General features: G+C 69.0%; 17 protein-coding genes. 13 read left to right on the top strand and 4 right to left on the bottom strand.

Going from position 1 to position 22897, the window contains the following annotated elements; translation table 11 throughout:
* Positions 1-94 precede the first annotated feature (94 nt).
* Positions 95-283, bottom strand: a complete 189-nt coding sequence (locus VGB75_13205; protein ID HEY0167992.1) for a hypothetical protein — start codon at positions 281-283, stop codon at positions 95-97.
* An 88-nt stretch (positions 284-371) separates the two neighbouring features.
* On the bottom strand, positions 372-2615 hold the full coding sequence (locus tag VGB75_13200) for a DEAD/DEAH box helicase (protein ID HEY0167991.1): 2244 nt from the start codon (positions 2613-2615) through the stop codon (positions 372-374).
* A 36-nt stretch (positions 2616-2651) separates the two neighbouring features.
* Between VGB75_13200 and VGB75_13195 the strand changes: the two genes are divergently transcribed.
* Positions 2652-4481 (top strand): alpha/beta fold hydrolase, encoded by a 1830-nt coding sequence (locus tag VGB75_13195; protein HEY0167990.1) that lies wholly within the window; start codon positions 2652-2654, stop codon positions 4479-4481.
* 29 nt (positions 4482-4510) lie between these two features.
* Here VGB75_13195 and VGB75_13190 read toward each other — a convergent pair whose 3' ends face one another.
* Both VGB75_13190 and VGB75_13185 read right to left on the bottom strand, forming a co-directional pair.
* Positions 4511-5155 (bottom strand): LysE family translocator, encoded by a 645-nt coding sequence (locus VGB75_13190; GenBank protein HEY0167989.1) that lies wholly within the window; start codon positions 5153-5155, stop codon positions 4511-4513.
* Positions 5156-5240: 85 nt separating this feature from the next.
* Complete coding sequence (locus VGB75_13185) at positions 5241-5885, bottom strand: hypothetical protein (GenBank protein HEY0167988.1); 645 nt, start codon at positions 5883-5885, stop codon at positions 5241-5243.
* Positions 5886-6798: 913 nt separating this feature from the next.
* Here VGB75_13185 and VGB75_13180 point away from each other — a divergent pair.
* From VGB75_13180 to VGB75_13125, 12 genes are all read left to right on the top strand, one after another.
* On the top strand, positions 6799-10383 hold the full coding sequence (locus VGB75_13180) for an error-prone DNA polymerase (protein ID HEY0167987.1): 3585 nt from the start codon (positions 6799-6801) through the stop codon (positions 10381-10383).
* Between the two features lie 116 nt (positions 10384-10499).
* Positions 10500-12173, top strand: coding sequence for a GspE/PulE family protein (locus tag VGB75_13175; protein ID HEY0167986.1), 1674 nt, complete (start codon positions 10500-10502; stop codon positions 12171-12173).
* Between the two features lie 34 nt (positions 12174-12207).
* Entirely contained in the window at positions 12208-13317 is a 1110-nt protein-coding gene (locus VGB75_13170; protein ID HEY0167985.1) for a type IV pilus twitching motility protein PilT, read from the top strand.
* A 2-nt stretch (positions 13318-13319) separates the two neighbouring features.
* Positions 13320-14549, top strand: a complete 1230-nt coding sequence (locus VGB75_13165) for a type II secretion system F family protein (GenBank protein ID HEY0167984.1) — start codon at positions 13320-13322, stop codon at positions 14547-14549.
* 223 nt (positions 14550-14772) lie between these two features.
* Complete coding sequence (locus tag VGB75_13160) at positions 14773-15210, top strand: prepilin-type N-terminal cleavage/methylation domain-containing protein (GenBank protein ID HEY0167983.1); 438 nt, start codon at positions 14773-14775, stop codon at positions 15208-15210.
* Positions 15211-15311: 101 nt separating this feature from the next.
* Positions 15312-15800: a hypothetical protein gene (locus tag VGB75_13155; protein ID HEY0167982.1), complete on the top strand. Its 489-nt coding sequence runs from the start codon at positions 15312-15314 to the stop codon at positions 15798-15800.
* Positions 15794-16612 (top strand): prepilin-type N-terminal cleavage/methylation domain-containing protein, encoded by an 819-nt coding sequence (locus VGB75_13150; protein HEY0167981.1) that lies wholly within the window; start codon positions 15794-15796, stop codon positions 16610-16612. Before VGB75_13155 ends, VGB75_13150 begins: the two co-directional genes overlap by 7 nt.
* Before the next feature lie 20 nt (positions 16613-16632).
* A complete protein-coding gene (locus VGB75_13145) occupies positions 16633-19494 on the top strand; it encodes a hypothetical protein (protein ID HEY0167980.1) in 2862 nt (953 codons plus the stop codon).
* Positions 19495-19556: 62 nt separating this feature from the next.
* Entirely contained in the window at positions 19557-20345 is a 789-nt protein-coding gene (locus VGB75_13140; GenBank protein ID HEY0167979.1) for a prepilin peptidase, read from the top strand.
* Between the two features lie 46 nt (positions 20346-20391).
* Positions 20392-21474, top strand: a complete 1083-nt coding sequence (gene pilM, locus VGB75_13135) for a type IV pilus assembly protein PilM (GenBank protein HEY0167978.1) — start codon at positions 20392-20394, stop codon at positions 21472-21474.
* Positions 21471-22172: a PilN domain-containing protein gene (locus tag VGB75_13130; GenBank protein ID HEY0167977.1), complete on the top strand. Its 702-nt coding sequence runs from the start codon at positions 21471-21473 to the stop codon at positions 22170-22172. The genes pilM and VGB75_13130 overlap by 4 nt, the downstream gene beginning before the upstream one ends.
* Positions 22172-22879: a hypothetical protein gene (locus VGB75_13125; GenBank protein ID HEY0167976.1), complete on the top strand. Its 708-nt coding sequence runs from the start codon at positions 22172-22174 to the stop codon at positions 22877-22879. Before VGB75_13130 ends, VGB75_13125 begins: the two co-directional genes overlap by 1 nt.
* Positions 22880-22897 lie beyond the last annotated feature (18 nt).

Genomic DNA, 22897 nt, shown 5'->3' with positions numbered 1-22897 from the left:
TGACGTTGCCCGCGGCAGGCTGCTGGGACTAGGCGGCTACAGCGGGACTGGGCGGCTACAGCGGGACTGGGCGGCTACAGCGGGGACTGGGCGGCTACAGCGGTCCGCCCATGCTCTGGCTGCTGCTGGCGGCGATGCCGAACCGGAGCGCGTTGGCCTGCTCGTCGGACAGCCCCGGCTTGACGTAGCTGATGTCCCGCTCGGACTTGCGGGCCCACCAGTAGAGCGCGCCGAACGCGGCCAGCGCGATCACCAGTCCGATGACCATCAGAACCGTCGTCATCACCGCTCCCTTGTTCTGACACCAGGCTACTCCGGGAGCGGCCTCAGGGCCTGTGCGTTCACCGCCAGGGCGACACCTCCGGTTCGGCTCAGCCGGTCAGGCCGAGCGTGAACGGGTACACCGCCCCGGCGCCGGCCGCCCGCAGCAACCTGGCCACCACGGTCAGCGTCCAGCCGGTGTCGCAGAAGTCATCGACCAGCAGCACCGGCGCCCCCCGGTGCTCACCAGCCAGTTGCTCGCCGAGGCGGTCGGGCAAGCGGTAGCCGTCCCAGCAGGCCTTGAGCCGCTGGGCGCTGTTGGACCGACCGGTCGCAGAACGCCCGAGGTGCTCGACAGCGCCGAGGTCGGCCAGCCGGCCGATCCGGCTCAACTGGGCGGCGAGGTCGGCCACCAGCAGCGGCCGGCGCAGCGAGCCGACGTGCAGCACCGCCGACGGGCGGGTGTGCCAGTCCCAGCTCGCCAGCACGTCGACGCTGGCCGCGATCAGCTCCGGCGGCGCCGGGCCGTCCGGGCTGGCCTCCGACAGCACCGCCCTGATCCGGCTGCCGTATCCGAGGTCGGTGAACCGGGCCACGGCCCGCCCGGGCTCGGCGGACTCGGCTGGGGCGATCTTGCCCCGGACCTGCACCCCGAGCGAGCCCATCGCGGCCGGCCACTGCCGGCGCGGCTCCAGCACCACGCCCGGACGTCGCAGGCTGGCTTCGGCGTCGGCGACCGCGGCGGCCGGGGCGCCGGCGCTCAGCGTCAAGCCGCCGCAGTTGTCACACCGTCCGCAGTCCTCGGCGGCGGGGTCGTCGAGCTGGGTCCGCAGGTAGCGCATTCGGCAGGACGTCAGGCGCAGGTAGTCGCGCATCGCCTGCTGCTCGGCCCGGCGAACCTCGTGGAGCCTGGCGTAGCGCTCAGCGTCGTAATGCCACGGCTGGCCGGTCGCGACCCAGCCGCCCTTGACCCGCCGCACGGCGCCGTCGACGTCGAGCACCTTCAGCATCGTCTCCAGCCGGGCCCGGGACAGCTCGATCCGGGTCTCCAGCGCGGCGGTGCTCATCGGGCCCGGGCTGTCGCCGAGCACCTCCAGCGCCTGGCGGACCTGCCCCGGCCCCGGAAAGCCGACCGAGGTGAAGTAATCCCAGATGGCCTGATCCTCCGGGCCCGGCAGCAGGATCACCGGCGCCCGGTCCAGCCGCCGGCCGGCCCGCCCGACCTGCTGGTAATAGGCGATCACGGAGTTCGGCGCGCCGAAGTGGATCACGAAGCCCAGATCCGGCTTGTCGAAGCCCATGCCGAGGGCAGAGGTGGCCACCAGCGCCTTGACCCGGTTGTTGATCAGATCGTCCTCGGCGGCCAGCCGTTCGGCCTGCTCGGTCTGCCCCGAGTAGGCCGCCACCGAGTGACCGCGCTCGCGCAGGTAGCCGGCGACCTCGTGCGCCCCGGCCACCGTGAGGGTGTAGATGATGCCCGAGCCGGCGAGCGTGCCGAGCTGGTCGGCCAGCCAGGCCAGCCGGTGCGCGCTGGAGGCCAGCGACAGCACCCCCAGCTGCAAGGACTCCCGGTCCAGGCTGCCGCGCAGCACCAGCACCTCATCCGTTCGCGGGCCAGGCGCCGACGGGTCGGGCGGGCTGCCGAGTCCGGGCGCCGACGGGTCGGGCGGGCTGCCGAGTCCGGACGACGACGGGTCGGGCGGGCTGCCGAGTCCGAGCACCTCGGTCACGTCGGCCACCACCCGGCTGTTGGCCGTCGCCGTGGTGGCCAGCACCGGGATGCCGTCCGGCAGCTGCGGCAGCAGGGTGCGCAGCCGTCGGAAGTCCGGCCGGAAGTCATGTCCCCAGTCACTGATGCAATGGGCTTCGTCGACCACCAGCAGGCCGCAGGTCTCGGCCAGCCGGGGCAGCACCTGGTCGCGGAAGTCGGGGTTGTTCAACCGCTCCGGAGATAGCAGCAACACGTCGAGCTCGCCCCGGCGCACCTGCGCGTAGGTGGCCGCCCAGTCCTCGAGGTTGGTCGAGTTGATGGTCGCGGCGCGGATGCCGGCGTGCTCGGCGGCGGCGATCTGGTTGCGCATCAGGGCCAGCAGCGGCGAGATGATCACGGTCGGGCCTGCCCCGCGAGCGCGCAGCAGGGCGGTCGCGACGAAGTACACAGCAGACTTGCCCCACCCGGTTCGCTGGACGACCAGGGCCCGGCGCCGGTCCACCACCAAGGCCTCGATCGCCCGCCATTGATCCTCGCGCAGCTCGGCAGCCGGGCCGGCCAGCGCCCGCAGCCGCGCCTGGGCCTGCTCGCGCAACTGCGCGCGATCCTCACCCTGCCGCGCCACCGGCGCCGAGACGGTCATGATGGATGTCTAGCAGCCAGATGCGACGATGCTCGAATGAGGCACACCCAGAACCGGCTCACCGAGCTTCTCGAGCTGCGTCGCAGCACCCTGTTCGACGTCGACTCCGAGCAGCGCCTGCTGGTGGGCAATGACGACAGCGGCTCGACCCAGCTCTATGAGCTGGCCCCCGACGGCGGCTGGACCCAGCTCACCGACCTGGGCGAGCCGTGCAGCGGCCGTTACCTGCCCGGCGAGCGGGCGGTCGTGGTGTCGGCCGACACCGGCGGCACCGAGCGCACCCAGCTGTCGCTGCTGCGCCTGGATCAGGCCGGCCCGGGCGCGACGGTCGCCGACCTGCAGCCGGTGGCCCACGACCCGGACTTCATCCACGACCTGCTCGACGTCCAGCCCGGCCGGGTGGTCTATGCCACCAACCGCCGCAACGGCGTGGACTTCGACATCGTCTGGCACACCCTGGCCACCGGTCAGGAGCAGGTGCTGTGGGACGGCGGCGGCTGGTTCTCCGAGGCCCGGCTGTCACCGGACGGCCGCTGGCTGGCGCTGTCCCGGCTGACCACGGTGGCGGCCTCCTCCCAGCTGCTGCTGATCGAGACCGGGGGCGGGCGGGTCGACGCCGCGCAGGCCGAGGAGATCACCGACCCTGCCGTGCCCGGGGACTGGTCCAACCTTCGCTGGCTGCCCGACTCGACCGGGCTGCTGGCCTCCTCCGACGCCGGCGAGGAATTCGTCTCACTGCGCCACTTCGAGCTGGCCGGCCGGCGCTGGTCGACGGTGGCGCAGGCGCCGGACGGCGACGTGTTCGGCTGGCCGTCTCCCGATGGCCGGTCGGTCGCGGTGGTGAGCACCCACGACGGCGCCGACGAGCTGGCCGTCTCGGACTGGGACGTCGCCGGGCTGGCCGCCGGCCGGCCGGTCCGCTTTCCGCATCCCGGGGTGCTGACCTTCCGGTCCGTCCCGGTCTGGGCGCCGGACTCCAGCATGCTCGGCCTGACGTTCGGCTCGCCGGTGCAGCCGCCCGAGGTCTACACCTGGCAGGCCAGCGCTGGACACGACGGCGCCGAACGGCGCACCACCAGCAACCCCGCGACCGCCACCGAAGGGCTGGCGCAGCCCAGCTCGGCGCGGGCGCCGGCGCCCGACGGCGAGCAGATCCCGGTGCTGGTGCTGGCCCCGCCCGAGCCGGACGGCTCGGCGGTGCTGGTCGTCCACGGCGGTCCGGAGGCCGCGTCGGTGCGCAACTGGAACCCGGTCGTCGCCGCCCTGACGCTGGCCGGGCACACCGTGGTGCTGCCCAACGTCCGGGGCTCCTCAGGCTACGGCCGGCGCTGGCTGTCCCTCGATGACGTCGAGAAGCGGCTGGACTCGGTGGCCGACCTGGTGGCGGTGCGCGACTGGCTGCCGACGGTGGGCGTGGACCCCGACCGGGTGGCCCTGTACGGCGGTTCCTACGGCGGTTACATGGTGCTGGCCGGCCTGGCGTTCTATCCGGGGCTGTGGGCGGCCGGGGTCGACATCGTCGGCATCTCCTCGCTGGTCACCTTCCTGCAGAACACCTCGGCCTACCGGCGGGCTTACCGGGAACGGGAATACGGCCGGCTGGCCGAGGACCGGGCGGTGCTCGAGGCAGCCTCGCCGCTGCTGATCATCGACCGGGTGCGCGCGCCGCTGCTGGTGATCCACGGGGCCAACGACCCGCGCGTGCCGCTGTCAGAGGCCGAGCAGGTGGTCGCCGCGGTGCGCGCCAACGGCGTGGAATGCCAGCTGCTGGTCTACCCGGACGAGGGCCACGGCCTGGCCAAGCGCGCCAACCAGCTCGACGCCTACCCGCAGGCGCTGGACTTCCTGGCCCGGCACCTGAGCTGAAGTGGCCTCTGCTCCGGGGCTGAAGTGGCTCAGCCGCTGACCGGACGAGCCTGGTCGGTGGCGATCTTGACCGCCAGCACGCCGAGCACCGTGCCCATCAGGTAGCGCTGGGCGCGCAGCCAGCCGGGCCGGTGGGCGAAGAACGAGGCGAGCGCGCCGGCGGCCAGCAGGATCAGCAGGTTGCCGATCAGCGCCACCGCGATCTGCACCCCGCCGAGCACGAAGCCCTGCACCAGCACCGGCCCGGCCTCCGGATGCACGAACTGCGGGATCAGTGACAGGTACAGCACCGCGATCTTGGGATTGAGCAGGTTGGTCATCATGCCCATGGTGAACAGCCGCCGGTCCGAGTCCGGCGCCATCGCGGTCGGGGCGAAGACGGCCGTGCCACCCGGGCGCAGCACGTTGAAGGCCAGCCAGCCCAGATAGCAGGCGCCGGCGATCCGCAGGGCGAGGTAGAGCTCCGGCACGGCTGTGAAGATCGCCGACAGCCCTAGATTGGTGGCGGTCAGGTAGACCAGAAAGCCGACCGCCACCCCGCCGAGTGAGATCACCCCGGCCCGCCGGCCCTGGGTGATGCTGCGCGAGACCAGGTACATCATGTTCGGCCCGGGGGTCAGCACCAGGGCCAGCGCCACTAGGAACACGCCGACCACGGCTGATTGGGTGACCACCGGGCCGATGCTATGCAGGGCCTGCGCCGCCCGCCAACCTCCTGGACCCTGACCAGCCGTTTCGCCTGCCTAGCTCATATCGTTTTCACGTCACCTTGAAGATGTAGCGGAAGGGAATAGCGAAGGAGACTTGAGTGGACCATAAAGGATCCCTGCCTTCAGGTTTCTGTCCCTTGCTTACGATCAAACTGCAGTCCGCGAGTTGATTTTTGGACGGACGCCATTCTATATCGATGTGTTGGTCACCACTGGTGAGAGCCGTCCATTTGGCGGTCTTGTGTATCTGATTACTGCCGGATAATTTACTTATAGCGATGAGCGAATGCTCCTGCCGGAGCTGGGAAAACCTAGCCGCCGTCACCTTCTTCTTAGGTATGGCCTGAAAGAATTGCCCTCTGTAGCCCGCCTCGTGTAGAACTAATGAATTCAACGCCAGTTGCACAATAGCCGGAATAATCAACCCTCCGGCCACCTCCACATCGTGGACGGACGAGGCCAGTAGGTTGTCCTCCGAGTCTAGGTGTAAAGCATAAACCAAACTTCGTAGCTGGTTCTTTGGCACTGCTTTACGCACCCAGGAGATTTCAGGGGGCGAGTGCTTCTCAAACTCGTTAGACAAAAGTTTTACGCTGTTCTTGACGAAACCCGGTAGGTCATCCGCGACTTTCGTGCCAACTTGCGACGCGAAAGCCGCCGCTGATGTAGCTGCCAGCCAATTGAACAAGGGCATGCCTGCGGGCACCGTGGCGGCAGCTCCACATCCAGATACGCTTCCTAGCAGGGGTGCCACGACCAAAACGCCCCCCGCCTGAAGGACTCTCCGGCGGCCAATCTCTAAGCGTAAGAGTGATTCTGTGGACATCAGCTTCTTCCGGATAGCGCAGACTTAGACCCGATGAACATTCCATCACTAAGGCGTGAGGTCAAGGCCCCCGCATCTCAATTAAGGAAGGTCCCCCTCAGACGCGTACAGTCGGTTAGGGAAAATGTGACGCTGAGTCATCGAAGGCGCAAGCGATAAGTAGCGTACCCCTGCACGTCAGCGCCTAGGTGCCCGCACCTAAGCTGTCCCAGCATACGAAGCTGGCAACGAACCAGTACGCGCTACATAGAAGTCATATTTTCTCCAGATGGATGCGAGGGCCAAACCCAGCAACGTGGGACACGATAGCGCCACAGCTTAAAGCCGTGGCTGCGATGTGGCCGTGCCACAGCATCGCTTCCACGGGTGCTTGCTAGTTGGCGCAGAGTCGCATTGGGTTAGTTCCCACGCGCAGGCATCAGCACCCACCACGCGTAACCCTAGATGAGGATTGTCGGTCATATCCTCTGCCGCCCCTGACAAGTGGGGCGTAAACGCCTAGGCCAGCTAACTCTTGCCAGAACGAGAAGTCTCCACCTCGGCAGGCACCACCTCCACATCACGCACGCACATCACGCACGCCGGGGGCGGTGCTGCATCGGCTCTGGGTTATCGCCGTAGGCCGTATAGAGGGAAGGTGTCGATGAGTTGCCGCACTCGAGGCGGTAGATGACACCGGCAGTACCGCCAAGGCACCAAATCTGGGCATAAGGGGCACATCAAAGGGCTCCCTCGGGAGCTGTTTAGCGCTATTCGAACATACGTTCAGTACACTCCGTCTATGGGCTTTAACAATCCGGTGGTGCCGTGGCACGAGCTGGAACGGCGGCTGTCCGGACGACCCGAGCCTCGCGCCAGCCAGGACGGCGGCCCAGAGCCCAGCCAGGACGGCGGCTCAGACGGCGGCCCAGGCGCCAGTCAGGAGCCTGCGCCAGCCAGCGCCCCCGCAACGCCGGTCGAGTCCCAGCGCAGGGGCCACGGCGACGACCGCGAGCCCGACGGCGGCGACTCGCCGGCCTGGAGCCGTAAGCGCCCGGCCTACGAAGCGCCGGCGATCCCGCTGGCCGGCTCCGACCCCGTTCCCTACGCCGAGCTGCACGCGCACTCCTCCTTCTCCTTTCTGGACGGCTCCTGCGATCCCGAGCAGCTGGTCGAGGAGGCGGTCGCCCTCGGCCTGCAGGCGTTGGCGTTGACCGATCACGACGGCATGTACGGCGTCGCGCGATTCGCCGAGGCCGCCGACGCCCACGGGCTGCCGACGGTGTTCGGGGCCGAGCTCAACACCGGGATCGAGCTGCCCCGCACCCGCACCGAGCGCTCGGTCGCCGCCCGGTCCAACATCCCGGACCCGCCTGGCACCCACCTGCTGGTGCTGGCCCGCAACCCCAGCGGCTACGCCAGCCTGTGCCGGGCGATCAGCCAGGCCAACCTGCGCGGCGGCGCCAAGGGCCGGCCGGTCTATGACCTCAATGAGTTGACCGAGCTGTCGAACGACAACTGGCTGATCCTCACCGGCTGCCGCAAGGGCAGCGTCCGGCAGGCGTTGGAAGGCAGCGGAGCACCCGAGGGCCTTGAGTACGGCACGTTCGCGCTGGACCCGGCCAGGCGCGCGCTGGCTGAGCTCGTCGACCGGTTCGGCCGCGACAACGTGGCCGTCGAGCTCACCCACGCTCTGGAACCGCTGGCCGACGAGCGCTACGCCGCCCTTGCCGAGCTGGCCGGTGAGCAGCGGCTGCCGCTGGTCGCCAGCACCGCCGCGCACTACGCCGCGCCCGCCAACCGGCCGCTGGCCACCGCGATGGCCGCGGTCCGGGCCCGGACCAGCCTGGACGCCCTGGACGGCTGGCTGCCGGGCTGGGCAGGCCAGCACCTGCGGTCCGGCGCCGAGGTCGCGGCCCGGTTCCGGCGCTATCCGCAGGCCGTGGCGACGGCAGCCCGGCTCGGCGCGGAGCTGGCCTTTCCGCTGCGGCTGGTGGCGCCCAAGCTGCCGCCGTTCCCGGTGCCCGACGGCGTCGCCGACGAGATGGGCTACCTGCGGCAGCTGACCTATGACGGCGCCCGCACCCGGTACGGCCCGCCGAGCCCGGCCACCGACCGCGCCTACCGCCAGCTCGAGCACGAGCTGGCGGTCATCGACGAGCTCGGCTTCGCCGGCTACTTCCTGGTGGTCTGGGAGCTGACCCAGTTCTGCGCCGAGCGGCAGATCCTCTGCCAGGGACGCGGCTCTGCCGCCAACTCCGCGGTCTGCTTCGCCCTCGGCATCACCGCCGTGGACTCGGTCGGGCACAACCTGCTGTTCGAGCGCTTCCTGGCCCCCGACCGCGACGGCCCGCCCGACATCGACATCGACATCGAGTCCGACCGGCGCGAGGAGGTCATCCAGCACGTCTACTCCCGGCACGGCCGCCAGCACGCCGCCCAGGTCGCCAACGTCATCACCTACCGGCCGCGCTCGGCGGTCCGCGACATCGCCCGGGCGCTGGGCTACGCCCCCGGCCAGCAGGACGCCTGGAGCAAGCAGATGGAGCGCGGCTACCACCCGGGCGCCCAGCCCGAACAGCCCGAGCAGCCCGCCCGTCCGGGGCAGCCGGCCGGCACAGAGCGCCCGGCTGACAGGGCTGGTGAGGCGGTGCCCGAGCAGGTGCTGGCCCTGGCCGCGCAACTGCAGAACGCCCCGCGGCACCTGGGAATCCACTCCGGCGGCATGGTGATCTGCGATCGCCCGGTGATCGAGGTGTGCCCGGTCGAGTGGGGCCGGATGCCAGGCCGGACCGTGCTGCAGTGGGACAAGGACGACTGCGCGGCCACCGGCCTGGTGAAGTTCGACCTGCTCGGCCTGGGCATGCTGTCGGCGCTGAAGTACTGCTTCGAGTTCGTCGAGAGCCATCACGGCCACAAGTACGGCCTGCACGAGATCCCGCCCGAGGACCCCAGGGTCTATGACATGTTGTGCGCCGCCGACACCGTCGGGGTGTTCCAGGTCGAGTCCCGGGCCCAGATGGCGACGCTGCCCCGGCTCAAGCCCCGCACCTTCTATGACCTGGTCATCGAGATCGCCCTGATCCGGCCGGGCCCGATCCAGGGCGACTCGGTGCATCCCTACCTGCGCCGCAGGAACGGCCTGGAGCCGATCAGCTACCCGCACCCCCGCCTGCAGCCGGCGCTGGAGCGCACCCTGGGAATCCCGCTGTTCCAGGAGCAGCTGATGCGGCTGGCGATCGACGGGGCCGGCTGCACCCCGGCCGAAGCCGACCAGGTCCGCCGGGCGATGGGCTCCAAGCGCAGCGAGGAGAAGATGGCGCGGCTGCGTGACCGGCTCTATGAGGGCATGCGGGCCAACGGCATCACCGGCGAGGTCGCCGACGAGATCTACCAGAAGATGAAGGCCTTCGCCGCCTTCGGCTTCGCCGAAAGCCACTCGATCAGCTTCGCCTTTCTGGTCTACGCCTCGTCCTGGCTGAAGCTGTACTACCCGGCCGCGTTCTGCGCGGCGCTGCTCAACGCCCAGCCGATGGGCTTCTACTCGCCCCAGTCGCTGGTGCACGACGCCAAGCGGCACGGGGTCGCCGTCCGCGGCCCGGACATCAACGCCTCGCTGGCGCCGGCCTGCCTCCAGGACGCCGAACCGGGTGAGTCCGGTTACGCCGGACCCGGCCCCGGGCAACCGGCGGTGCGGCTGGGGCTGTCCAGCGTCCGGGCGATCAGCGACGAGCTGGCCGGGCGGATCGTGGCCGAGCGCGAGCACGGCGGCTACACCAGCATCACCGAGCTGTCCCGCCGGGTCGGGCTCAACACCACCCAGCTCGAGGCGCTGGCCACCGCCGGCGCCTTCGAGTCCCTGGGGATCAGCCGCCGCCAAGCGCTCTGGGCGGCCGGCGCGGCTGCCGACTACCGGCCCGGTCAGCTCGAGCTGACCTCGCCCAGCGAGCAGCGCATTCCGCGGCTGCCGCCGATGACCGAGCCGGAACAGCTGATGGCTGACCTGTGGGCCACCGGCATCACCCGCGACCGCTACCCCACCGCCGTGATCAGGGACCGGCTGGACTCCCTCGGCGTGATCGCCTCGAACCAGCTACGCCGGTCCCCGGACCGGACCAGGGTCGTCGTCGGCGGCATCGTCACCCATCGGCAACGGCCGGCCACCGCCCGCGGCGTGATCTTCCTCAACCTCGAGGACGAGTTCGGGATGATCAACGTGGTCTGCGACCCGGTGGTCTGGCAACGCCATCACAAGGTCGCCGTCTCCTCCGGCGGCCTGCTCATCCGCGGCATGCTGCAGCGGGCCGACGGCGTGTTGAACGTGCTGGCCGAACGGATCGAGCCGCTCCACCTGGGCATGCGCACCACCTCACGCGATTTCCGCTGACCTCTCAGATCTGCGGGGAATCCCCCGATAGGAAAACCAGGTGGTCCTACCGCACCCGTCGATAAACCCCCCGGTCCTCGGGTGGGGTAGGTCCCACCACCTGTTTCGGAGGAGCCATGGACCCCGCACTGCGAACCATCGTCACCGCACTGCGCGGGCGTGGCATGGACGACGGCGTGCTCGACCGCGCCATCGAGACCGCCAAGGTCAGCGGCCGCCCACTGCGCGCGGTGCTGGTCGACGACCAGATCGTCACCGACCTCCAGCTCGCCCTGGCCACCGCCGACGCCTACGGTGTCGAGGCGGTGGAGCTGTCGGCCTTCCCGGTGGACCCGCTGGCGATGGCCAGGGTCCCGCTGACCCTGGCCCGCCGGCACAACATGTTCCCGATCGCGGTCACCGACACCACGATCACGGTGGCCGTCGGCGATCCCGGTGACGTGCTCGCCCTGGACGACATCCGGGCTGCCACCGGCCTGATGGTGCGGCCCATGGTGGTCACCAAGGAAGACCTCAACCGGTTGCTGGACCGCTACACCCGCGAAAGCACCGATCTGGACGAGGCGGCCGCCCAGGCCGAGGCCGAGGACGGGGCGAGCAACTCCGACGGGCTGAACTCCGTCAACGAGGACGCCCCGGTCGTTCGCTACGTCAACTCGCTGCTTGAACGCGCCATCAGCTCCCGCGCCTCGGACATCCACCTGGAGCCGAGCGAGTTCGACCTCAAGATCAGGCTGCGCATCGACGGCGTGCTGCACGAGGTCGACGCCGTTCCCAGAGGCATCCAGGCCGCGCTGATCTCGCGCCTGAAGATCCTGTCAGGCCTGGACATCACCGAGCGCCGGGTGCCGCAGAACGGCCGGATCACCCGGGACCTGGGCGGGCGCAGCGTCGACCTGCGGGCGGCCACCCTGCCCACGGTGTGGGGCGAGAAGGTCGTGCTGCGGGTGCTGGACACCGGCGGCATCGACCTGGAGCTGCGCAAGCTCGGCTTCACCGACTACAACTACCAGCGGTTCTCCAACAGCTTCCGCAAGCCGCACGGCATGGTGCTGGTCACCGGCCCGACCGGCTCGGGCAAGTCCACCACCCTGTACGCCACGCTGGGCGAGATCGCCCGCCCGGAAGTCAACGTGATCACCGTCGAGGACCCGGTCGAGTACCGGATGGACGGCATCAACCAGGTGCAGGTGAACCCCAAGGCCGGGCTGACCTTCGCGGCCATCCTGCCGGCGATCCTGCGATCGGACCCCGACGTGGTGCTGATCGGCGAGATCCGGGACCGGGCGACCGCCCAGCTGGCCGTAGAGGCGGCCCTCACCGGCCACCTGGTGCTCTCGACCCTGCACACCAACGACGCTCCCAGCGCCCTGCCGCGGCTGATCGAGATGGGCGTCGAGCCCTTCCTGGTCGGCTCGTCGCTGGACGCGGTGCTGGCCCAGCGGCTGTGCCGCCGGTTGTGCGAGTGGTGCAAGCAGAGCTACGCCCCGGCTCACAAGGACCTCGCCGCCGTGCACTGGAACTACGAGGAGTTCGGGGAGCCGGGCAACCTGTGGCAGGCCGTCGGCTGCCGGTCCTGCGCCCAGACCGGCTACCGCGGCCGGCTGGCCCTCAACGAGGTGATGCCGGTCTCCGAGCAGATCGAGCGGATGGCCGTCGAGCACGCTTCGGCCAGCGAGATCAAGAAGGTCGCCATCGCCGAAGGCATGGTGACCCTGCGCGATGACGGCCTGCGCAAGGCCCTCGATGGCCTCACCACGCTGGAAGAAATGCTTCGGGTCACCGTATGACCACCATCGACTCCACCACTACCAAGGGATCTTCATGAATCCGCTGATCGCTCTCGAGGCGCCATTCGCCATGCACGAGGCGAAGCTCGAGCTGGACGAATTGCTCACCATGCTCGTGGAGTTGGGCGGCTCGGACCTGCACATCACCGCCGGCATCGCGCCGTGCATGCGGATCAACGGGACCCTGGCGCCGTTGGCGGGGCGGAACAAACTCGCTCCGGTGGACACCGAGACGCTGATCCGTTCGGTCATCAGCGAGCACCTGTGGGAGCGCTTCGACAAGACCCAGGAACTCGACACCGCCTACGCGATCCCGGGAGTGAGCCGGTTCCGGGTCAACGTCTACCGCCAGCGTGGCGCGGTGGGTGCGGCGTTCCGAGCCATTCCGCACAAGATCCGCAGCCTTGACGAGCTCGGCCTGCCCCGCTCGGTGGAAGGCTTCGCGCACCTGACCCGGGGCCTGGTGCTGGTCACCGGCCCGACCGGCTCGGGTAAGTCCACCACGCTCGCCGCGCTGCTCGATGTGGCCAACCAGACCCGGTCCTCGCACATCGTCACCATCGAAGACCCGATCGAGTACCTGCACTCGCACTCACGAAGCGTGGTCAACCAGCGCGAGGTCGGCTCGGACACCGCCGACTTCGCCATCGCGCTCAAGCATGTGCTGCGCCAGGACCCTGACATCATCCTGGTCGGCGAGCTTCGAGACCTGGAGACCACCTCGGTGGCGGTCACCGCCGCCGAGACCGGGCACCTGGTGCTGGCCACCCTGCACACCCAGTCCGCGGCCCAGACCGTCGACCGGCTGATCGACATCTACCCGCCGCACCAGCAGACCCAGATCCGGGCTCAGCTGGCCAACTGCCTGCAGGGTGTCGTGACCCAGGCGCTGGCGCCGCGCAAGGACGGCATGGGCCGGTCGATCGTGTGCGAGATCATGGTCGCCACCGCGGCGATCCGGAACCTGATCCGGGAAGGCAAGGTCCACCAGATCCCGTCGTTCCTGCAGTCCTCGGCCGACGCCGGCATGCTCAGCTTTGACCAGCACCTGGCACAGCGCTTCGCCGAGCAGCTGGTGAGCAAGGCGACCGCGCTGGAGCTCGCGCACGACCCGAACGAGTTCAAGCGGCTGGCGAGGCTCTAGCCATGGGCGCCAAGACATACGCCTACGAGGCGCTGGACCGGGCCGGCGCGCTGCAGAAGGGCAAGATCGAGTCGGCCTCGGCCCAGGCCGCCGCGAACTCCCTCGCCGACCAGAAGCTGATGCCGCTGTCGGTGGAGCTCACCGGCCAGGGCCTGCAGAAGGAGCTCAAGATCCCCGGCCTGGGCGGCCGGACCAGCCTGAAGGACCTGGCGATCCTGTCGCGGCAGTTCGCCTCGATGACCTCCTCAGGCCTGACCCTGCTGCGTTCGCTGGCGATCCTGGAGGAGCAGACCTCCAAGCCGAAGCTGCGGTTGGCCCTCAGTCAGATCCGCGCCGACGTCCAAGGCGGCTCCACGCTGTCCAAGTCGATGGCGCTGCACCCGGACCACTTTCCGCTGCTGATGGTCAACATGGTCAAGGCCGGTGAGACCGGCGGCTTCCTCGACGACGCGCTGACCCGCATCGCGAAGATGTACGAGGACGACTCGAACCTGCGGGCCAAGATCAAGGCCGCGATGACCTATCCGGTCATCGTGCTGCTGTTCTCGCTGCTGCTGGGCAGTGGCGTCATCGTCTTCATCGTCCCGGTGTTCGAGAAGATGTTCGCCCAGCTCGGCGGCAAGCTGCCGCTGCCGACCAAGATCATGGTGGTGCTGTCGCACAACGCCTACTGGGCGATTCCGGTGACCGTCGTCGCCGTGGTGGTCGCGCTGAAGTCCTACCGCCGGGCGATGCAGAAGAACCACGCCTTCCGGCTGCGGATGGACCGGCTCAAGCTGCGACTGCCGGTGTTCGGAACGCTGTTCACCAAGCTGGCCATCAGCCGCTGGGCGCGCAACCTGGGAACCCTGCTCGCGGTCGGCGTGCCGATCATCCAGGCCCTCGAGGTGGTCGGCGGCACCGCCGGAAACGCCGTGGTCTCCGAGGCGATGGACGACGTCCGGGCCGCGGTCCGGGTGGGCCAGCAGATGTCGGGGCCGCTGGGCAAGCACCCGCTGTTTCCCAACATGGTGGTGCAGATGATGGAAGTCGGTGAGGAGACCGGTCAGATCACCGAGATGCTGGACAAGGTCGCCGACTTCTACGACCACGAGGTCGAGACGGCCACCGAGTCGCTGACCTCGGCGATGGAGCCGCTGCTGGTGGTGCTGCTCGGCGCGGTGATCGGCACGATGGTCATCTGCCTCTACCTGCCGATGTTCTCGATCTACCAGCACATCCAGGCCGGCTGACGAGCCCCGAGCTCGCGCTCTGCGCTTTATCCGCCTGGACCGGCCCTGGCCACTACCTGCCCCATGGTCGTCACTGAAAGTTATCTGATCGATACCGTCCGTGACGAAATAGTTCCTTCGGAAGCTAAGCCGGCCTCAGATCATGCCGATTTAACTTTTGAGAAAAAACTTAGCGGCTGCGGCGCCTCGCCGATGCCCACTCCGAACGAGCCAGGAGGCTCTTATGCTCAACAAGCTGCACCAGCTCCGTGAGGAGCGCGCCAAGGGTGACAAGGGCTTCACCCTGATCGAACTGCTGGTCGTGGTCGTGATCATCGGCATTCTGATCGCCATCGCGATCCCGATGTACCTGAACTACCAGAAGGGCGCGAAGAACAAGTCGGCCGCCTCCGACACCCGCAACGCCATCGCCGTGGTCGAGCAGTGCTACTCCGACGGTGGAAACACCTACCCGGCCGCCGCGGTCACCGTGACCGGCAGCGGAACCATCACCTGCGGCAGCGGCGCCGCCGCGGCCACCGGCACCATCAACGTCTCGCCGGGCAACTCCCTGGTCCTGACTCCGGCCTCCGGCTCGTACACGATCGCCACCACGGCCGGCAGCCCGGGCGACAAGACCTACACCTACAGCAGCAGCACCGGTCAGACCGCCACCAGCTAGCACGTCGCTGTCGGCAGCTGGGCGGGTGGTCACGACCGCCCGCCCAGCTCTCATTTCCCCAGCCAGTCCACCCTGTCCGCCGATACCGAGAAGGTGCAGGCATGAACCCACCGATGACCACCCGGTCCTTCGCTGGGCATGTCGGCGTCCTCTTCCGGATGCTGCGCGAGGACAAGCAGGCCAGCGCCAGCAAGGAGGACCGTCCTCCGACCAGCGCCGACGACGACGGGTTCACCATGGCCGAGGTGGTCGTCTCACTCGCGCTGTTCACGGTGGTGTCCTTCGCGGTCATGCTGGCGATGGTCACCCTGGTGAAGCTGACCGGCGTCACCCAGAACCGGGTCGCCGCCTCGAACCTGGCGCGGCAGGAGATCGAGAAGCTGCGCGGCCAGAACAGCACTGCCAGCCAGCTGGACGCCTCCGCCTCGACCGTCGCGCTCAAAGGAACCAGCTTCACCATCACCCCGATCATGACCCCGGCCGCCACCGCGCTCTGCGCGCCCGGCGCCGCCCGCAACGTGACGGTCAAGGTGAGCTGGAACGACAGCTCCAACCGCACCGTCCGCTACGACACGGTGTTGTCGTGCTGAGCCGGACCCGACGTGCGGCGCGCGCCCGGCTGGCCCACGACGAGCGGGGCATCACCCTTGCCGAGTTGATGGTCAGCATGATCCTGACGACCATCCTGGGCACCATGGCGGTGATGTTCTTCGTCGGCGCCAGCCATGCCGGTTACAAGACCGTGCTGACCAATCAGAACTCCGGTGACGCCCGGCTGACCCTGGACAGCTGGACCTCGATGTTGCGGATGGCCGGCTGGCTGGACCCGAGCATCAAAGCCGACCGGTTCGAGGAGATCACCAGCACCAAGATCGTCTTCTACGCCAACCTCGGCAACCGCTCGACTGCCGTCAGCGGCGCCTTCACCGCACCTGCCGCGACCACCAAGGTCGCGCTGATGTTGCGGGTCAGCAACCCGGCGACCGGCGTGGGCCAGCTCATCGAGGTCGTCTTCAAGCCGGACAACACCACGGTGCACTCGGTGCGCCAGCTCGGCTTCAACGCCAAGGCCACCGCCGGCCAGCCGATCTTCCAGCCGTACTCGCGGATCGGCAGCGCGATCGACCTGACCCAGCTGGGCTGCCTGCGCGGCTCGACCCCCACTGCCGGGTTGTGCCTGCAGAGCGGGCAACCCAATTCCGGCATGCTCGACCCCAGCATCGGCGCCGGCTCGCTGGCCGTGACCTCGGGAAACCATCGCGGCAACCCGGCGCTCAACGTCGACAAGGCCCTGAACCAGATCGGCAGCATCGCCATCGCCTTCACCGCCGTGGACCCCTCCAACACCAGCAGCATGGCCTTCACCTCGCTGGCCTCGGTGAGCTCGGGGTACCCATCATGAGAGACCGGGGGCCGGCCGCCATGAGAAGACCACCGAGCCGGAAGGGCCCGTGGGCCGCCACCCGGCGTGGGTTGCTGGCCAGGCTGGGCCGCGAGGACGCCGGCCAGAGCCTGGTGCTGGTGATGATGATCAGCATCATGGCGATGCTGATGCTCGCCACCGCGACCACCGCGCTGACCGGTCAGATCAAGCCTGCCAGGGCCAGCGTCGACGCCGGCGAGGCGACCGCGGCGGCACAGGCCGGAATCGAGAACTTCCTCAGCTGGGTCAACACCAACTGCCCGCCGACGGACGGTTTCGAGTGCGCCCTGCTGGCCACCGGAATCACCAACAAGGCCGGCATCACCAATCCGCGGATGCAGCAAGGCGTTCCGATCACCGGCGGCGACGGGGTCACCAGCGTCGAGTCCTACTGGTGGACGGTCACCTTCGCCACCTCTGGCCTGGCCCGGGTCAAGTCGGTCGGCCAGGTGCCCACCGGCAAGCCCAGCCCCAAGTACCTCACCAAGACCCTGGTCGCCGACGTCGACGCGATGCCCAGCTTCAACAACTTCCAGTACTACACCAAGTACGAGACCTACTCCGCGGAGTTCATCAACAGCTTCTACAAGGCCCGTTCGGTGCAGGTGACCTCGGCGGCGAACCTCACCGGCACCTCGATCAGCGGCAAGAGCAAGCCCGGCAGCCTGCAGTGGGGTGGCACCTGCACCTACGTCAACGCCAGCACCACCCCGCTGTGCGACTCCAGCCACAGCACCAACATCTGCGACGACCTGTACTACCCCAACGGCGCCGGGCCGGGCCGGGGCACGCACACCGGGTGGAACAACGCCAGCCGGCGGCCCTCCACCGCCATCCAGGCGGCCATGGGAACCGATTCCAGCTTCGCCTACTTCACCGAGAACGGCTCCTACACTCCCGCCTCCGGCTCGCCGACCTCGGTGACCCACAACGACACCTGCGACTCCTCGATGGAACCGAACATGGTGATGAACGGCCCGGTCTACAGCCAGGACGCCTACCTCATCGACCGTGGCAAGGACACCGGAAACTCCAGGAACAGCAAGCCGAACTTCGACGGCGCCGCCTACACGGTGTGGACCGGCACGGTCAACGGCAGCCAGCAACCGGCGGGCCCCAACGGCGGTTACATGAGGGCCTACCCGGAAACCAACGGCGAGGCCACCCTCACCGAGAACTACCCGACCGCCGGCTCCGGCAACAGGGTGTTCCCGATCTACCAGTCCAACGCCCTGGAACTGCCCGAGGACGCCACCGAGGCGCTGCCGATGGCCCAATGCGTCTACACCGGTCCCACCCGGATCGCGATCCTCGGCAACACCGCCCGGATCACCAGCCCGCTGACACCGGCCGGCTCCTCGGCCTGCTACCGCAGCACCGGCACCTTCGCCAACGTCAACACCGTCGACAGCGAGGGTCAGAGCACCACCGACCCCTCGGGCGGGGTCATCAACGCGGTGGTCCCGCTGTCGCGGACGCTGATCTACGTCAAGAACCCCGACCCGTCCGTCAAGCCGACCCAGGCGACGGTGGCCAGCCCGGTCTTCAACACCACCACCGCGCTCACCATGCCGCCCGCCGCTGTCAGCAACACCCTGGCGGGCACCTGGACGGACGAGGCCTCCTACGTCGCCACCGCGGCCTGCCCGGCGGCAGGCCCGGCCAGGCGCCGCAACCTCGACTGCGAGACCGGCACGGGCACGCCCAAGAACGACGTCTTCGCCGCCATCAAGACCGCGACGGACGCCGAGCTGGCCACCGCCAGCCCCACCACGGCCACCCTCACCAGCGCGATCACCGACAAGCTGAGCGCCGCGTCGCGGACGGTCGGCACCACCGTGAACTCGCGCTGGTACACCGTCACCGTCACCGCCGCCGCGCCGAGCGTGACCACGACGACCCCCGAGACGGTCACCGGCGGCTTTCTGCAAACGCAGACGGGCAAGGGATACAACACCACGACCCAGCGCTGGACCGTCGAGCTCGACCGGGTCGTCTGCACGTCGCTGTCCACGAAGGGCGCCTGCGTCACCACCGCCACGCCGATCGTGCAGGGCGTGCTGAGCAAGACCGCCAGCGCGGCCGCGGGCTCTCCGGTCAACACCACCCAGAACTTCCCGTGGCGCGGAAAGCAGCCGGGCGACACCGGCTACGACGCGAGCAAGACCTACACCGACCCGGCCAACGACGTCACCCCCTACTACCACGGCTACGGCGACGTCTACGTCGAGGGCAGGACCACCGGCAACGTCTCGATCGTCGCCGAGCACGACATCGTCATCACCAACGACCTGACCTACAACAACCCCACGGTCACCAGCACCAGCGACGGCCTGGCCCTGATCGCCAACCACAACGTGCGGATCTACCGGCCGATGACCTGCGCCGCCGACGGCGCCCTCAACGCCACCACCGCCGGGTACTGCCCCAACGACCTCAGCGGGGTCTACACCGACAACCTGAGCTGGCCGGTCGCGAACAACTACCCGTCCCACATGTACGTGCCCAGCAGCGCCCCGTCCATGACCAACGGAGGCGCCGGATTGATCTACGCGACCGTGTTCACGCTGCGCGGCTCGTTCATCGCCGACAACTTCTACCGCGGCGAGATCGGTCACGGCGTCAACATCTACGGCGGGCTGTACCAGTACCACCGGGGCGCGACCAGCATGCCGTACCAGGGCCGGCCGTACCAGGGCTCGGGAACCAAGATGCCGGGCATCTCGGTCACCTACAACTTCGACAACATGCGAGCCGGTCAGGCGGTGAACGGCGGCCTGCGGGTGCCCTACATCCCCCCGCCGGACGGGCGACTGACCAGCAACACCTGGAATGTCATCAGCATCTCGACGGCGTCCTGAGATGCTCAGGCCGATAGTCGCCGCCGAGGCGGCCCGCGCCCGCCGACGGGAAGGTCTGCGCCATGTGGTTCCTGCTCGTCGTGGTGGCGGTGTTCGGCCTGGCGATCGGGTCGTTTCTCAACGTCGTGATCTACCGGGTGCCCAACGGCCAATCGCTGATCACGCCGGCCTCGCGCTGCCCGAGCTGCAACACCCCGATTCGCCACCGGCACAATGTGCCGGTCCTGGGCTGGCTGGCGCTACGGGGCCGCTGCGCCGACTGCGCGGCGCCGATCAGCGTCCGGTACCCGCTCATCGAATCGGTCACCGCCGTGGCGTTCACGCTGGTGACCTGGCGGCTGCACTCCATCGACAGGCTGCCGGGCCTGCCGGCCTGGCTCTACTTCACCGCGATCGCGATAGCGCTGGCGGCGATAGACATCGACTGTCACCGGCTGCCGAACGCCATCGTGCTCCCGTCCTATCCGGTGCTGGCCCTGCTGCTGGCCGGGCCGGCGCTGTGGCAGCAGGACTATTCGGCGCTGCTGCGGACGGCGGTCGGGTCCGCGGCGCTGTTCGGCGGTTACTTCGCGCTGGCTCTGGCCTATCCCAAGGGGATGGGCTTCGGCGACGTCAAGTTGGCCGGCCTGATCGGCGGCATGCTCGGCTGGCTGAGCTACTCGGCCCTGCTGGTCGGGGCGTTCACCGCGTTCCTGCTCGGCGGAGTGGCGGGCGTCGCGGTGATCGCGAGCAGGCGTGGCAGCGGCAAGACGCCGTTGCCGTTCGGCCCCTTCATGCTCACGGCCGCGGCGGTGGCGTTGTGCCTGGCCCAGCCGTTGATCGACGGCTACCTCGACCTCACCGGGCTCTGAGCCCATCCCCTCTCTCACCCTGCGCTGCCATTCTCCTGGAGAAGCGATGAAGCACCGTCAGATCTGCAACCCCAAAATCGGAATCGTCAACCCCGACGGTCACGCCATCGGCCTGGACATCGGCGCGACCTCGGTGCGCGCGGCGATCCTGTCGCACGGCACCACCGACGGCCGCCCCTCGGTGAGCGTGCACGGCTGCGGCCACGTCGACCTGCCGCCCGGCGCGGTCGTCAACGGCGTGGTCTGCGATCAGAACGCGGTGACAGTCGCGCTGCGGCAGTTGTGGTCGAAGAACCACTTCGAGTGCCGCAACGTGATCCTGGGCATCACCAACCAGCAGACCGTGGTCCGCGACCTCCCCATGCCCAAGCTGCCCCATGACCAGCTGATGAAAGCGCTGCCCTACCAGGCTCGTGAAGTGGTGCCGCTGCCGCTGGACCAGGCCCTGATCGACTGGCTGCCCCTGGGCGAGCCCGATCAGGCCACCGGCATGGTGCCGGGGTTGCTGATCGCCACCCCTCGCTCTCCGGTGCTGGCCGCCGTTCAGGCGATCGAGAGCGCCGGCCTGCAGGTCGCCCGGGTGGATCTCTCCTCCTTCGCCGCGCTGCGCGCCATCGCCGATGAGAATCACGGCGTCGAGGCGGTCATCGACATCGGCGCTCACATGACGAACATCATCATCCACCGGCACGGGGTGCCCAAGGTGGTTCGCGCGGTCGCTCGTGGCGGCCAGGAGCTCACCGACCGGATCGTGGACCGGGTGGGCTTGGAACCGGACCAGGCCGAGACCGCCAAGCGGGTGCAGGGGCTTCAGTCCACCAACCGCAACTTCACCGACGCGCTGGCCGAGGGGATCCGTCCCCTGCTGGCCGAGATCCGCGGCTCGGTCCACTACTTCGGAACCACCGAGGGCAGCGCGCCGGTCGAGCGGCTGGCGCTCACCGGCGGCGGGTCGGCCCTGCCCGGCCTGGCTGAGCTGCTGGGCGAGCACCTGTCCCTGCCGGCCAACGTGATCGCTCCGATGCAGCACGTGCGCAACCGGCTGGCGTCGAAAGAGCTTCAGAACGAGGACGCGGAGCTGTCAGCCACCGCGGTGTCGGTAGGACTGGCGATGGGAGCAGCGGCATGACCACCATGCAGCCACGTGAGCTATGGAGCACGATGCCGGGTTGGGGCATCGTCGCCAACCTGATCCCGCCCGAGGTGCTGCAGGCCCGGCGAGTGCGTGCCATCCGCAAGATGGTGGCCTACCTGCTGTGCGCGCTGGTGCTGCTCGCCGGCATCGGTTACGGCTACGCCTTCTACCGCAGCCAGCAGGCCGCCGAGACCCTGGCTGCCGAGCAGAGCCGGACGTCGCAGCTGCTGGCCCAGCAGAAGCGCTACGCCGATGTCACGCTGCTGCAAGGCACCGTGGCCGGCGTGCGCACCGAGCTGTCCCAGCTGCTCGAGAGCGACGTCGACATGTCGGCTCTGGTCAACTCGGTCCTCAAGCAACTCCCCCCGGGCGCCACCGTGAGCCAGCTCGCGGTGACCATGTCACCGCCGGCAGGCCAGCAGGCGAAGGTCAACCCCGCCTCGGGCACCGCGTCCCTGGACACCTCCGGACGCCCTCACATCGGCCTGATCACCGTCACCGGCCAGGCGCAGCGAGTGCCCGACGTGTCGACGCTGGTCGACCGGCTCGGCAGCCTTCCGGGCTTCCTGGACCCGTATCCGACGTCCAACACGACCAATGACAAGGGCGCCTTGTTCACGATCCAGTTCACCATCAACGACAGCCTGTTCTCCCACCGTTACGACCTCACTCCCAAGACCGGAGGCAACTGATGAACGCGGCCAAAGGCGATCGGGTGTGGCAGGCCGGCGGCGCGGCGGCGGCTGTGGTGATCTCAGCCGTGGCCTGGTTCATGGTGGTCAGCCCGGAGCTGTCCAACGCCGCCTCGCTGGACGAGCAGACCCTCGCGGCGCAGACCCAGAACCTCACCCTGCACTCCAAGATCCACCGGCTGCAGGCTGACAACTCCAACATGGACGCCCTCGTCGCCTCGTTGCGCCAGGCTCGCACCGCCCTTCCGGTGGACAGCAGCCTGGCCGCGTTCACCCGCCAGCTCAGCGGCTACGCCGGCCAGCACCATGTGAGCATCAGTGGGATCACCGCAGGCGAGCCGATGGCCCTGACCTCGACGGCGCCGGCCGCACCGGCCGCGGCCGGGTCCTCGCACGCCGCCCCCGCGGCCGGCTCAGCGCCCGTGACACCGCCGGCGGCCGGCGCCGTTCCTGCGGCCGGGGGGACGTACGCCCTGCCGCTCACCGTCGTCGTCAAGGGGGCGGCAGCCGACGATCTGCGCTTCCTGGCGGCCGTTCAGGGTCCGGGCAAGCGGGCCGCCCTGGTCTCTGGAGCGCAGCTGACCGGCGACACCACCAAGGGTGGCGCCGCCATGCAGCTGACCATCCAGCTGCAGCTGTTCGTCGCGCCACAGCCGCCGAGCGCGGTCGACGCCCTGCTGCAGCGGTTGTCCGACACGCCGAAGTGACACGGCGGTCCCCCAGCC

It is taken from the genome of Jatrophihabitans sp. (assembly GCA_036399055.1).
In the GTDB taxonomy this organism is placed as follows: domain Bacteria; phylum Actinomycetota; class Actinomycetes; order Mycobacteriales; family Jatrophihabitantaceae; genus Jatrophihabitans_A.
This window is presented reverse-complemented; position numbering and strand designations above follow the sequence as displayed.